Raw genomic sequence first — 12,743 nt, forward strand, 5'->3', positions numbered from 1 at the left:
TCAGTTTTGCATCGGGAGTGCTCATGGTTACACGCGTTACCGCTCAGGCCGCTGGCCGCAAAGTGGCAAAAAACGTCCAGAAGAACGTCAAGCGGGCCGTCTCGGGAACCCTGGGCATTTCAGGGGAGCGCATGAGCAAGGTCGACACGGCCTGGCTGCGCATGGACAACGATGCCAACCTCATGATGATCGTGGGCGTGTGGCAGCTGGCGCCGGGCGTCAAGTACGCCGCCGTCTGCGAACGCATCGAAAACAGCCTGCTGAAGTACGACCGTTTCAGGCAGCGCGTGATGGAAGACGCCGCCGGCGCCACCTGGGTGATGGACCGCAACTTCGACCTGGCCAACCACGTGGTGCCAGAAAAGCTGCCCAAGTCGGCCAATCAGGAGCAGGCCCTGCAGGACCGCGTGGCCGTGCTTGCCACCCAGCGCCTGGACCCGAAACGCCCGCTGTGGCAAATCCACCTGATCGAGGATTACACCGGGCCCGATGGCGTCAAGGGCAGCGCGATGATCGTGCGCATCCACCACTGCATCGCGGACGGTATTGCGCTGATCTCCGTGACCATGTCGCTGGTCGATGGCGGCACGCCGCCGCCGGAGCGGCGCAAAAAGGCTGCGGCGGCCGCCGGCACGGAAGACTGGATTGCCGACACCCTGCTCAAGCCCTTCACCGACATCACCGTGAAAGCGTTGGGCGCTGTGGGCGAAGGCGCGGCGCGTTCGCTGGGCATGCTGGGTGACCCCAAAAAGGGCATGGAAGACGGCATGCACGGCTCCATGGACATGGCCAAGGTCCTGATGCAGGTGCTCAAGGACGGCGCCGCGCTGGCCCTGATGCCCGACGACTCCAAGACCCGGCTCAAAGGCAAGCCCGGCGGCGCAAAAAAAGTGGCCTGGTGCCAGCCGATTCCGCTGGATGAAGTCAAAGCCGTGGGCAAGGCACTCAACTGCTCGATCAACGACGTGCTGCTCAGCTGCGTGGCCGGCGCCCTGGGCGAATATTTGAAAACCTTCGGTGACGATGTGGCGGGCCAGGAGATTCGCGCCATGGTGCCGGTCAACCTGCGGCCGCTGGACCAGGCGCACAAGCTGGGCAACCGGTTCGGCCTGGTGCCGCTGGTGCTGCCCATCGGGGTGGAGAATCCGATCGAGCGCGTCTACGAGGTGCGACGGCGCATGGCTGCGCTCAAGGGCAGCTACCAGCCATTGCTGGCTTTCAGCCTGCTGGCGGTGGCAGGCCTTTTGATCAAGCCGGCGCAGGACGTGATGCTCAACCTCTTTGCCAAGAAAACCACGGCGGTGATGACCAACGTGCCTGGCCCGCGCGAAAAGCTCAAGTTTTGCGGCTCGACACTGGAGCAAAGCATGTTCTGGGTACCGCAGTCGGGCGACGTGGGGCTGGGCGTGTCTATCTTGAGCTACGGCGGCGGCGTGCAGTTCGGCGTGATCACCGACAGCACCCTGTGCCCGGAGCCGCAGCACATCATCGACGAGTTTGTGCCGGAGTTCGCCAAGCTGTCCATCGTGACGCTGATGCTGCCCTGGGGAGAGTGAGCCCTCGCTGTGCGTCGCAGCTGCCAGGAAGTTCCGGTTAATTTTTTGAGGTTTTTATGGCCTTAGCCCAATAAGGACGGGCGCAAGCAGCTACTTTTTTGATAGCACATCCCGCGGCAACTCCACCGCGCGGAAAAGACGTCAGGCTGCAAAACGCTGTGAGGCGATGGCCAACAGTCCGTCGAAGATGAGGCTGTCCACCAGCTCAAACTTCACCGACATGCTGGGCGCCATCTTCCAGCCAGCGCCGCCGGTCATGATGCATTCGGGTGTTTCGCCGCAGTGGCGGGCGACGTTTTCCACCATGCGGTGTATCGCACCGGCAATGGCGAAAGTGCCGCCGCTGGTCAGCGCATCGCTGGTATTGGTGGGAAAGTCGCGCACCTCGCCGGTGGGAACGTGCAGACCGGCCGTGCCGGACTCGAGCGCGCGCAACATGATGCCGTGGCCTGGAAGAATGAAGCCGCCCAGGAATTTTCCGGAAGCGTCGATCGCCTCGACCGTCACGGCGGTACCCACCATGACAACCACGCAAGGCTTGTTGATGCCGCGCGCCAGCAGCCGGTGGCGCGCACCGATCATGGCCACCCAACGGTCAGCGCCCAACCTGGCCGGATGGTCATAGCCATTGGTGACACCAGCCTCATGCGGGCTGGAAACGACCCAGTGCGGCGCCACGTCCCAGAGTTCCATTTGCTCGACCACACGCCGCTTGATGGCGTCGCCGGCAACGATGCAGCCGAGGATACGCGACGGAGGTTGCATGCCGCCCCACTCTTCTTCGGACAGCTTGTCGATGTTTTCCAGAAACACCGCGCCCTGCGCCAGCAGCTTGGCCCTGGGCACAGGGGCTTCGTACTGGGCCCATTTCAGGCGGGTGTTACCCACATCAAGCGCTAGAAAGGTCATTTGGCGGATTATGAACAGGTTTGAAGCGCACCTGCAGGCGCAGGCCTACAGGTTTTCCAGTAGACGCGGCAAAGAACGCTCAGATCAATCCGAACCAGCACGCGCGCTGGATGGCGGCCAGCTTGTTGTCGACCTTGAGTTTGGTCATGGCATTTGAGAGGTGAAAGTTCACCGTGCGTTCGCTGCAGGCCAGCAACTCGCCGGTCTCGCGTGCCGTCATCCCCTGGAAGGCAAGGCTCAGGCATTCGAGTTCGCGCGGGCTCAGCGGACTGCGCGCTTCGGCCAGCGCGCGCTTGAGCAGCGGCCAGATGTTGAGGGCCGACCAGGCCAGCAAGGCCGCCTCGCTGCGGTCATGCCACTGGCGTGGGCTGAAGAGGTAGCATTCAAAGGCCCGCCCCACCGTCAACGGAAAGGCGATGCGCACCACACTTTGGTAACCGTGAGCCAGCCACAACCGGCGCCAGCGGCCCAGGCTTTCGAAAGCGGTTTTGGAAATATCCTGCCAGGCGACAAGAGGTGCGTCGGAGTCGCGCCATGGAGCGCCGAAGTCCCGGCTCTCGGCCAGGGCCTCGGCGGCATCCAGCAGGCGCGGAGGGTGAATGGCCAGCACCAGCCGGTCTTCCTGCCCCCCGAACGGGTCGGGGCCGAGCACCATGAGCGCTTCGACCGAGAACTCGCGAAGGGCGCACAGCCAGTCGCTGATGACGCCATCCAGGCTGACGCTGTCAAAGTTGGCAGGTAACAGCATTAGCTTGACGAGATGAGAACCGGGACAATACAGTCAAATGTCAAATGCATCATCAGTCAGGTTCCCGGTTGTGCTGGAGAAGTTCTTAACGTGAGGAGCGCTCGCTTTCACGCGTGGCTTGCGCGGCGTCCCCTGCTTCAGTGGCTGCGCGAGGAACTGATCCTTGCGCCCCTGGAGCCCATTTTGCATCCATCCCCGCGACGGCTGTGGTGGCTGGGTCTTTCTTTTTTTTCGGGCAACGCCCTGTTCGCCTGGATCTGGTCGGTCTGGCTGCCGCAGCCCTATGAAAACCTGCCGCTGCGCGTCGTGGCCAGCGTGCTGGGCTACAGCCTGATGACCAAACGCGTCAACCATGACCCGGGAAGCCGGCTGGCGCAACGGGTGTTTGGCGTGGTGTTCTGGCTCGAACTGCCGGTCCTGTTCAGCTGGATGTACCTGTGCAACGGCAGCAATACCGTGTGGCTGGCCACCCTGGCGGCCATGGTGCTGATCTACTACCATGTCACTGACTGGCGCCTGGCGACCCTGGGCACCATCACCGGTGGGGGGCTGGCCTGGGTCATGTTCCTGTACGTGGGGCCGGCGGTTCCCGCCCTGCCGGAAGACCAGCGCACCGTGCATGCCGTGGTATTTGCGTTTGCCTGGTCGATCGCGCTGGTGCTGAACCTTTCCTCGGCCAACCTGCGGCGGGAACAGCTTTCCAGCACGCTCACTACCATCGGCATCATGGCGCACGAGCTGCGCACGCCGCTGTCGACGGCAGCCCTGCTGGGCGATGCGATCCAGCTGGAGGTACAGCGCCAGCCCGACAACCCGCGCGCGCTGCAGCTGGACAAACTGGCGCTGCGCCTTCACGCACTGGTTCGAAACATGAACCACCAGATCGACACACAGATCGCGAATGCCAAGCTGCTGCAGCTGCCACGGCATACCCAACAGGTCGCGGCCGGCAAATTGGTCCAGGATGTCGTGGCGGCGTATCCCTACCAGTCGAGTCGCCAGAGGGAATGCGTGCGGGTGCTTGTTCACGATGACTTCACCTTCCGTTCTTCCGCCACACAGTTTTCCCAGGTGCTGGACAACCTCATCAAGAACGCGCTGCATTCCCTGATGGCGGCTGACTCGAAATACCCGCACGGCGCCCTGCGCATTGAAGTCGGCAGAACGCAGGCGCGCGGCCGCATCATGGTGGCCGATGAGGGCATGGGTATCGACGCTGCCTTGCTGCCGCAGATTTTCAAGCCGTTCTTCTCGAGCAACCGCGGCACAGGGCATGGCCTGGGCCTGGCCTTTTGCCAGCAAGTGGTACAAAGCGCAGGTGGCACCATTCATGTGAAATCAGAGTTCGCCGTGGGAGCTGCTTTTACCATCGAGCTGCCGATTACGGCCTGATACCTTGCACATGATTTGCTTTTGACAACCCGCGCTAGACTGACAACATGTCCTTTGCACTTTACCGCCGTCCCGGAGGCGTGGTTTTCCTGGACGACGACCCGGATTATCTCGAAATGCTCGCGGAAGTCATGCCGCTGGACTGGTGTGTACGCCTGTTCCTGCGCCCGGTGGCGTGTATAGACCTGCTGCTCCAGGAGCCGGTGCGCTGGGAAGCGGACGCCTGGCGCCAGCAGGAAATCATCAATCGATGGCGCGAGGGGACGGCCCTGATCCCGCAAATCCTGCAGTACTGGCGGGAAGACGGCACGGCGCGATTTGCGCTCACGCAGGTCTGCGTGGTGGACTATTCCATGCCGGCCATGAGCGGGCTGAGGGTGTTGAGCGAGCTTACCGGCTGGTCGGGTTCGCGCGTTTTGCTGACAGGCCGGGCCGACGAGCAACTTGCCGTGTCGGCCTTCAACCGCGGGCTGATCGAACAATTCATTCCCAAGCAATCTCCGGAGATCCGGCTGCGCCTGACCGATGCGGTGCAGGCGCTGCTGCGACAGCCCGATCCCCGGCACCAGCAGACCTGGCGGGCGACGCTGTCCCGCGCGCAGCATGCGCTGCTGTGCGAACCATCCGTCGCGCAGGAGCTGGAAAACCTGGCGCTGCGGCAAGGCTGGATCGAGCATGTGGTGATCGGTGCACCCTTCGGTGTGCTGGCCCTTGACCGTAAAGGCAGCGTCAGCTGGTTGCAGCTGGAACCCGCCGGGAACCTGCCAGAGCTTGCCGAAATGGCGGCATCGCAAGGCTGGGATGCCGCGACCGTGAAGGACGTGGCGGCGGGCAGGAAACTCATCGACCTGGAACTGCAGCTGGCACTGGGCGCCGGCCACAAACCCCAGCCGCGCCAGGCCTTCGCCATCGCTTCCGGTCCGGCCGCGCTTCATGCGGCGCTTTTTACCGTCGGCGAGCCTTTTAACCCTGGCTTCATGAGCAGCCACGAGCGATTTATTGCCACCTCGGGTGAGAGACACCTTCAGGACTGACGCCGGCATCATGCCTCCTGGCCGGCCCGGGCGCGCCGTGCAATCGGCCAGTCCCATGGTTTTACGATCGGCGCGATCTCGCGTGCGACCGCTTCCACATGGTCCAGTTCGGAATCCATCAGCCCGGCATTCAGGGTTAACCTCATCATCGCGCGTTTGCTGCTGGTGGCCGGCGCGCAGAACATCGACGAAAACACGTTGCGCTCCTCCAGCCGGTCCCGCAACACCATGGTGTCGGATTCCAGTCCAACCTCCAGCGCAATGATCTGCTGGCTGCCCTGATGGATGGGATAGCCCAGCTCGCTCAAGGCAGACCGCAACCTGCGCGTGTGGGCGTGAAGCCTTGCGCGCGCATCGTCGCTGTTGCGGATCACCTCCAGCGTGGCTGCAAGGCCGGCAATCTCGTGCGGCAGCAGGCTGGAGCTGAAGATATTGGGAAAGCTTGAACAGAGAATGTAATAGCGCATGTGCGCCGGCGCGGTAAAAAAGCCGGCCCGGCCCGCAAAAGCCTTGGCAAGGCTGGCGGTGATGAAGTGCACGCGGCTGGTGAGGCCCAACTCGGCGCACAGCCCCGCACCTTCCGGGCCGTGTGTGCCCAGCGAGTGCGATTCATCCACCAGGATCATGCAGCCGTGCTGCTCGGCCACATCGACAATTTCCCCAAGGGGACAGATGGCACCCGTGGTGCTATACACGGAATCGACCACCACGATGCCAGGGCCGTTCCTGGCGATCATCCGGGCGAGATGAACCGGATCATTGTGGCGAAAAGCGAAAGCCGGGGCGCGCGCCGCATGGGCGCCTTCCCACAACGACGCATGGGCCAGCGTATCAAGGTATACAGGGGTCTGCGCATCGGCAATCGCCTGCAGCAGGCCGACATTGGCCGCATAACCCGATTGGCAAATGAAGCCGTCGTCCTTGCCGACCCAGGATGCCAGTGCCAGCTCCAGCGTGTGGGTGGGATGCTGGTTCAGGTGGAAGACACCGGACTGCACCACAAACTCCCGCTCCTTGCGCAAGGCTTCCACCTGCGCGTGAACGATGTGCGGATGGCCCGTGACGCTGAGGTAGTCGTTGCCGTCCAGCCGGATGGCATTGGAGTCCGGTGTTTTGCCATGAAGCATGAACTTTCCGCTCCACTGCTGATTCCAGCGCGGCGTGAAGTCACGGGATATTCGCTGGCATAACTGGGCCCCAAGGGCAGGGTTGGAAAACTGCGCGGCGTCAGGGGAAAGTTTGCGTTCGAGTACTTGCATGAGGGAGCTCCGTTAAAAAGGGGAACCCCATTGAAAGCGCTCAAACAAATTGATACTTCTTACCCCCTGTCAGAATTAACAGGGGGTACATCAATACACCAAATTTGCGACATCGTGGTGTGAACTATTCACCTCATTTTGAGGAAGTCCAACCGTCATTTAATTACATATTCAAGTTACAAAAAGTAGATGTGCCGGCCACCGGAGGTGGCAGTCATCTCAACCCTGCTTCCACGGCAAGCCCCGAAAACGCCAGCCACCCTTGCGGCCGCGCTGCCCCTGCTCATCAGCATCGCCTTCAAAACCTTCGAGGATGTTGTAAGCCTCGACACCCAGCTCGGTCGCGCGTTTGGCCGCTGCGACCGAACGTACGCCGCTGCGGCACAGCAGCACCGCTTTCTTGCCAGCGGGCACGGCGGCTTTCAGCCCTTCGTCGAACCCTGCGTTCATTGCCATGCCCGGCCATTGCTTCCAGGCCAGAGGTGCTGCGCCGGGCACATAGCCCACCCATTCACGTTCGGCGTCGGTCCGCACATCCACCAGCACGGCTTCACCCGACTGCATCCACTCGAAAGCCAGCTGTGCAGAAATATCGCCGGCATAACCGGAAGCAGGCTGGACACCGGGCCGCGCGGAAGCATTTGCAGAAGTGTTTTTTTCCATGACAGGGCCTCTCGGTTCAAATGTTGATCAACAGGTATATGGGCGTGCATGCATCTCATGGCAACGGCCCAAAACCAGCAGATCAAGTTTATCCACCTGAAACCACCCATCAGACGGTGAGGGGCATAGGCTGGCCGCGCGCCCTCCTCACGTGGGCTGGGCATGCACAATCATCCTACCGATGAACTGCAGGAGACCCGGATGCCCCGCAACAACGCCGACACACCTTCTCCACAAGAGGTACAGCCTGGCAAGGCAAGCTTCAAGGCGCTGGCCAAAACCGTAGCCCCCTGGCAACCCTCCCCGACGAAGCCCAAGGGGTTTTCCCTCGCCAGCCTTGACCCGGCAGCCAAGCCGTTCTCGACGGGCGACAAGCTACGCGATAAAGCTGCCGTCGAAGCACTGGCCACAGAGATTGACGGATTGCAAAACCTGTTTTACGCGGACAAACGCTACAAACTTCTTGTGGTCCTGCAGGGAACGGACACCTCAGGCAAGGACGGGACATTGCGCGGTGTCTTTGGGCGCATCAGCCCGCTGGGCGCACGGACGGTCAGCTGGAAGGCGCCGACGGAAGACGAGCGGGCGCACGACTACCTGTGGCGAATCCATCAACAGATGCCGGGCACGGGGGAGATCGCGATTTTCAACCGCAGCCATTACGAAGATGTGTTGGTGCCGCCCGTCAACGGATGGATCACACCGGCACAAACAGCACAGCGGTTCCGGCACATCAACGACTTCGAACGCATGCTCTCGGAAACCGGTACGGTGATCCTCAAGTTCATGTTGCATATCAGTCCCGATGAGCAAAAGCAACGGCTGCAGGAGCGACTGGATGACCCCGCCAAACACTGGAAATTCAGCGCGGGCGATCTGGAGGTTCGCAAACAGTGGAAGCAGTACCAAAAGGCTTACGAAGCACTGCTTCAGGCTACCAGCACTCCTTGGGCACCCTGGACCGTGGTGCCCGCTGATTCCAAGACGCATCGCAACCTGATGATCGCCACCCTCGTCCGGACCCGGTTGCAGGAACTGAAGCTGCGCTTTCCGCCGGGCGATCCGGCCCTCAGGGGGCTGAAAGTCACCTGAGCTCCTCGCGGGCTCCTGTCGGTCACGCACAGACAGTTTCACCCTGAGAAGGGGAAACAACCTGTAGCGTTGGTGGAAACCCTCTTTGTAAGGAATGGGCAAGACGGAATGATGAGTCCTCTTATCTTTTTCGAAACAACAGGAGACAAGTCATGACCGAGAGCAAAAGCCCCCGCAGGCGCGGCCTGCTGAAAGGCGCCGCGATTGCCGCCGGCGCCCTGTCCGCCCCCATGGTCGCCATGGCGCAGACAACGTCCTTTCGCTTCCAGAGCACCTGGCCGGCCAAGGACATCTTCCATGAGTACGCCAATGACTTCGCGAAGAAGGTCAATGACATGGCCGGCGGCCGACTGAAGATCGAGGTGCTTCCATCCGGCGCCGTGGTGCCGGCTTTTCAGCTACTGGAAGCTGTGAATAAGGGAACCCTGGACGGTGGACACGGCGTGGTGGCTTATCACTATGGCAAGAACAACGCCCTGGCCCTGTGGGGCTCCGGCCCGGCCTTCGGCATGGACCCGAACATGGTCCTGTCCTGGCACAACTACGGCGGCGGTAAAGCACTGCTGGAAGAAATCTACAAGTCGATCAGCATGGATGTGGTGTCATACCTCTACGGCCCCATGCCTACGCAGCCGCTGGGCTGGTTCAAGAAGCCGATCGCCAAAGTGGGTGACATGAAGGGCCTGAAGTTCCGTACGGTCGGACTGTCGGTCGACATCTTCACCGCGATGGGCACCTCCGTGAACCCGCTGCCTGGCGGTGAGATCGTACCGGCGCTGGACCGCGGCCTGATCGATGCGGCCGAGTTCAACAATGCCAGCTCCGACCGCGTTCTGGGCTTTCCGGATGTGGTCAAAAACTGCATGCTTCAGAGCTTTCACCAGAGCGGAGAGCAGTTCGAGATTCTGTTTAACAAAGCCAAGTACAACGCGCTACCCGCCGAGCTCAAGGCAATCATCGACTACGGCGTGCAGGCTGCCAGCGCCGACATGAGCTGGAAGGCCATAGATCGCAATTCCACCGACTACGCTGAAATGAAGAAACAGGGCATCAAGTTCTACAAGACGCCCGACGCCGTGCTCAAGGCACAGCTGGAAGCCTGGGACAAGATCATCGAGGACAAAGCCAAAGCCAATCCGCTGTTCAAGAAGGTGATCGACTCGCAGAAGGCCTACGCCGCGCGCACCATCCCCTGGCAAAACGACTACATGGTCGATTTCAAGATGGCCTACAACCATTCCTTCGGCAAGAAGAAAGCCTGAGCCTGCGAGCCCCGGCGAAGCCGGCCAGCCGTCCAACCCTGGATGGCTGGCCTTTTTGATGGGAACACCGGTTCAAAATGAATACACAAAAAATCCTTCACACGGCTGACCACATCAGCACCTGGGTCGGGAAGGCCGCCGCCTGGCTCATCGTGATCCTCATGGTGGTCGTTTGCGCTGAAGTTTTCAAGCGTTACGCGCTCAACGCGCCCACCGCATGGATCTTCGACGTCAATAACATGCTGTATGGCACGCTGTTCATGCTGGGGGGCGCCTACACGCTGGCGCATGACGGCCATGTGCGCGGCGACTTCTTCTATGGCAACTTGAAGCCCCGCACGCAGGCCTGGCTGGACCTGGTCCTGTACATCGTCTTCTTCCTGCCTGGGATTATGGCGCTGACCTGGGCCGGCTGGACATACTTCAATGAGTCACTGGCGATGCGCGAACAAACCTTCAACGCCACCCCAATCCCGCTGTATCCGTTCAAGTTTGTGATCCCGGTGGCTGGCACCATTGTGCTGATGCAGGGGCTGTCCGAGATCCTGCGCTGCGTCGTTTGCATCCGCACCGGCATCTGGACACCTCGGCTCAAGGACGCCCAGGAATCCGATGTGGTCGCGCAGCAGCTGGCCGGCAGCGAGTTTGTCGATGAAGAAGCCAAGCGGCTGGCCATCGAAAAATCCGCCGGCCTGAAAGGTTGAACATGAATCGCCCGGCCGTTCCGAAGATTCTTGGCACCGCAGCCCACAGGGCGGAGGTCTCCAAATGAGCAACGCAGTACTCGGGATGACCATGCTCGGTCTGATCGTGGTCGTCATCATGATGGGCTTTCCCACCGCATTCACACTGATGGGCCTGGGCATGGCGTTCGGCTTCGTGGCCTTCTACGATCCGTCCACCCATTTTTGGGAAAACAGGATCTTCGACCTGATGGTCCAGCGCGCTTTTGGAGCGATGACTAACGAGACCCTGTTATCGATTCCGCTGTTTGTGCTGATGGGCTATGTGATGGAGCGCGGCGCGCTGGTGGACAAGATGTTCCATAGCGTGCAGCTGGCGTTCCGCAGCGTGCCCGGCTCACTGGCGGTCACCACTCTGATCATCTGCACGTTCTGGGGCATCGCCAGCGGCCTGGTGGGCGCTGTGGTGGTGCTGATGGGCGTGATCGCCATGCGGCCCATGCTCAACGCCGGCTACGACACGCGACTGGCGGCCGGCGTGATCACCGCCGGCGGCACGCTGGGCATCCTGATCCCGCCCTCGGTGATGATCATCGTCTACGCCGCCGTCGCCGGCCAGTCCGTGGTCAAGCTCTACGCGGCGGCCATGTTCCCCGGCTTCTTCCTGGCCCTGCTCTACCTGGTCTACATCGTCGGCTGGGTCATGCTCAACCCCAAGATCGCGCCCAAGCTGCCGCCGGAGCAGAACCGCGCGCCGGTGCCACTCTGGCTGCAGCAGGTGACCGCCGCCTATTCGCGCAGGACGCTGCCGGCGCTGGCCATGGCCGTCGCGGCTCCGGGCAAGGCGCTGCAGGCGGGTGCCCAGGTCAGCCGTGGCTTCCTGTTACGCAGCCTGGGCACAGCCCTGGTGCCGGTGGTGTTCGCACTGGCAACCCTGGGCGGCACCTGGTGGTATGTGGTCATCCATTCGCAGGCCGACAACAACGCCCAGGTAGCGGCAGCGCGCGCCGCCAAGGCCGAGGCGCCGGCAGGCGGGGGCCTCCAGGCGCCTGCAGCGACCGGCGGGGTCCAGGAACCACCAGCGGAGAGCGGCGTAAAGGAGCCGCCGGCCGCTGAAGGCGGCCTCAAAGAGCCCCCCGCGGAAGAAGGATTGAAAGAACCACCCGCCGACCCGGTAGCCACGGCACCGGCGGAAGCCGGTGGCCTGCAGGCCCCGCCGGGGTCAGAAGATGCGAAGCCGTCGGCGGGCGCTGCCGCTGACGCCCCGCTGCAGGAGATCGGTGAGCCCTCGGGCTCGGGGCCGCAGACCGCACCAGTGCCCGAGTCGTTCTACACGGGCTTTGCCATCGCCTGCGTGCTGATGGCGGGGCTGCTACTCTGGTACTACCGGCGCTTCGACGCAGAACAATTCGAGATTCTGCGGATGCTGGTGAACTCCGTCATGCCGCTGGCCTTGCTGACCATCGTGGTGCTGGGGGTCATCCTGTTCGGCATCACAACCGCCACCGAATCCGCAGCCGTCGGCGCGGCCGGCGCCTTCCTCATGGCCTGGCATGCCGGCACGCTGGACTTCCAGAAGATCAAGGAAGCGGTGTTCCTGACCTGCAAGACCACCTCCATGGTGTGCTGGCTGTTCGTCGGCTCGGCGCTGTTCTCCGCGGTGTTCGCCCTGCTGGGCGGCCAGCGCGTGGTCGAGGAGTGGGTGCTCTCGATGAACCTGACGCCGCTGCAGTTCCTGCTGCTGTCGCAGGCCATCATCTTCATCCTGGGCTGGCCGCTGGAATGGACCGAGATCATCGTGATCTTCGTACCCATCTTCCTGCCGCTGCTGCAACATTTCCAGATAGACCCGATTCTTTGGGGCGTGCTGGTCTTCGTCAACCTGCAGGCAGCCTTCCTGTCGCCGCCGGTGGCGATGTCCGCCTTCTATCTGAAGGGGGTCTCGCCGGCACACGTGACCATCAACCAGATCTTCGCCGGCATGATGCCCTACATGCTGATCGTGATTCTCTGCATGGTCTTCATGTACATCTGGCCAGGCCTCACACTCTGGCTGCCGAAGTACCTGTACGGGTAAACAGCCCGGGGCCCATGGGGTTCCAGGCGTGGCAAAAAGGGGCGCTCAGCGCCCCTCTTTTATGGGCC

11 protein-coding genes are annotated in these 12,743 nt (G+C 62.1%); 7 read left to right on the top strand and 4 right to left on the bottom strand.

The window, feature by feature from the left end; all coding sequences use genetic code 11:
- The first annotated feature begins 23 nt into the window (after window positions 1-23).
- Window positions 24-1,556, top strand: a complete 1,533-nt coding sequence (locus AC1DYQ_RS20000) for a wax ester/triacylglycerol synthase family O-acyltransferase (protein ID WP_477688260.1) — start codon at window positions 24-26, stop codon at window positions 1,554-1,556.
- 141 nt (window positions 1,557-1,697) lie between these two features.
- On the opposite strand, the gene AC1DYQ_RS20005 is transcribed toward AC1DYQ_RS20000, so the two are convergent.
- Window positions 1,698-2,465: a type III pantothenate kinase gene (locus AC1DYQ_RS20005; protein ID WP_457281269.1), complete on the bottom strand. Its 768-nt coding sequence runs from the start codon at window positions 2,463-2,465 to the stop codon at window positions 1,698-1,700.
- A 79-nt stretch (window positions 2,466-2,544) separates the two neighbouring features.
- Window positions 2,545-3,213, bottom strand: a complete 669-nt coding sequence (locus tag AC1DYQ_RS20010; protein ID WP_477666524.1) for a helix-turn-helix transcriptional regulator — start codon at window positions 3,211-3,213, stop codon at window positions 2,545-2,547.
- 90 nt (window positions 3,214-3,303) lie between these two features.
- On the opposite strand from AC1DYQ_RS20010, the gene AC1DYQ_RS20015 reads away from it, so the two are divergent.
- The gene (locus AC1DYQ_RS20015; protein ID WP_477668561.1) at window positions 3,304-4,605 is read left to right on the top strand and encodes a sensor histidine kinase; all 1,302 of its coding nucleotides are present in this window, start codon (window positions 3,304-3,306) and stop codon (window positions 4,603-4,605) included.
- 47 nt (window positions 4,606-4,652) lie between these two features.
- On the top strand, window positions 4,653-5,639 hold the full coding sequence (locus tag AC1DYQ_RS20020) for a response regulator (RefSeq protein ID WP_477688261.1): 987 nt from the start codon (window positions 4,653-4,655) through the stop codon (window positions 5,637-5,639).
- Window positions 5,640-5,647: 8 nt separating this feature from the next.
- On the opposite strand, the gene cqsA is transcribed toward AC1DYQ_RS20020, so the two are convergent.
- Window positions 5,648-6,898, bottom strand: coding sequence for an alpha-hydroxyketone-type quorum-sensing autoinducer synthase (cqsA, locus tag AC1DYQ_RS20025; protein ID WP_477673012.1), 1,251 nt, complete (start codon window positions 6,896-6,898; stop codon window positions 5,648-5,650).
- A gap of 219 nt (window positions 6,899-7,117) precedes the next feature.
- Window positions 7,118-7,561 carry a rhodanese-like domain-containing protein gene (locus AC1DYQ_RS20030; RefSeq protein WP_477688262.1) on the bottom strand — a complete coding sequence of 148 codons (444 nt, stop codon included), beginning with the start codon at window positions 7,559-7,561 and terminating at the stop codon, window positions 7,118-7,120.
- A gap of 201 nt (window positions 7,562-7,762) precedes the next feature.
- On the opposite strand from AC1DYQ_RS20030, the gene AC1DYQ_RS20035 reads away from it, so the two are divergent.
- The 4 genes from AC1DYQ_RS20035 to AC1DYQ_RS20050 all read left to right on the top strand — a co-directional run bounded on the left by AC1DYQ_RS20035 (window position 7,763) and on the right by AC1DYQ_RS20050 (window position 12,675).
- Complete coding sequence (locus AC1DYQ_RS20035; RefSeq protein ID WP_477688263.1) at window positions 7,763-8,653, top strand: PPK2 family polyphosphate kinase; 891 nt, start codon at window positions 7,763-7,765, stop codon at window positions 8,651-8,653.
- A gap of 152 nt (window positions 8,654-8,805) precedes the next feature.
- Complete coding sequence (locus AC1DYQ_RS20040) at window positions 8,806-9,915, top strand: TRAP transporter substrate-binding protein (protein ID WP_477668566.1); 1,110 nt, start codon at window positions 8,806-8,808, stop codon at window positions 9,913-9,915.
- Window positions 9,916-9,992: 77 nt separating this feature from the next.
- The gene (locus AC1DYQ_RS20045; protein WP_457281277.1) at window positions 9,993-10,619 is read left to right on the top strand and encodes a TRAP transporter small permease subunit; all 627 of its coding nucleotides are present in this window, start codon (window positions 9,993-9,995) and stop codon (window positions 10,617-10,619) included.
- Between the two features lie 64 nt (window positions 10,620-10,683).
- Window positions 10,684-12,675: a TRAP transporter large permease gene (locus AC1DYQ_RS20050; protein WP_477688264.1), complete on the top strand. Its 1,992-nt coding sequence runs from the start codon at window positions 10,684-10,686 to the stop codon at window positions 12,673-12,675.
- Window positions 12,676-12,743: the final 68 nt, after the last annotated feature.

It is taken from the genome of Polaromonas sp. P1_F4 (genome assembly GCF_056405675.1).

Excerpts from the sequence above, each read along its gene's own strand:
- AC1DYQ_RS20000 (WP_477688260.1), top strand. The coding sequence starts at position 24 with ATGGTTACACGCGTTACCGCTCAGGCCGCTGGCCGCAAAGTGGCAAAA.
- AC1DYQ_RS20005 (WP_457281269.1), bottom strand. The coding sequence starts at position 2,465 with ATGACCTTTCTAGCGCTTGATGTGGGTAACACCCGCCTGAAATGGGCC.
- AC1DYQ_RS20010 (WP_477666524.1), bottom strand. The coding sequence starts at position 3,213 with ATGCTGTTACCTGCCAACTTTGACAGCGTCAGCCTGGATGGCGTCATC.
- AC1DYQ_RS20020 (WP_477688261.1), top strand. The coding sequence starts at position 4,653 with ATGTCCTTTGCACTTTACCGCCGTCCCGGAGGCGTGGTTTTCCTGGAC.
- cqsA (WP_477673012.1), bottom strand. The coding sequence starts at position 6,898 with ATGCAAGTACTCGAACGCAAACTTTCCCCTGACGCCGCGCAGTTTTCC.
- AC1DYQ_RS20030 (WP_477688262.1), bottom strand. The coding sequence starts at position 7,561 with ATGGAAAAAAACACTTCTGCAAATGCTTCCGCGCGGCCCGGTGTCCAG.
- AC1DYQ_RS20035 (WP_477688263.1), top strand. The coding sequence starts at position 7,763 with ATGCCCCGCAACAACGCCGACACACCTTCTCCACAAGAGGTACAGCCT.
- AC1DYQ_RS20040 (WP_477668566.1), top strand. The coding sequence starts at position 8,806 with ATGACCGAGAGCAAAAGCCCCCGCAGGCGCGGCCTGCTGAAAGGCGCC.
- AC1DYQ_RS20045 (WP_457281277.1), top strand. The coding sequence starts at position 9,993 with ATGAATACACAAAAAATCCTTCACACGGCTGACCACATCAGCACCTGG.
- AC1DYQ_RS20050 (WP_477688264.1), top strand. The coding sequence starts at position 10,684 with ATGAGCAACGCAGTACTCGGGATGACCATGCTCGGTCTGATCGTGGTC.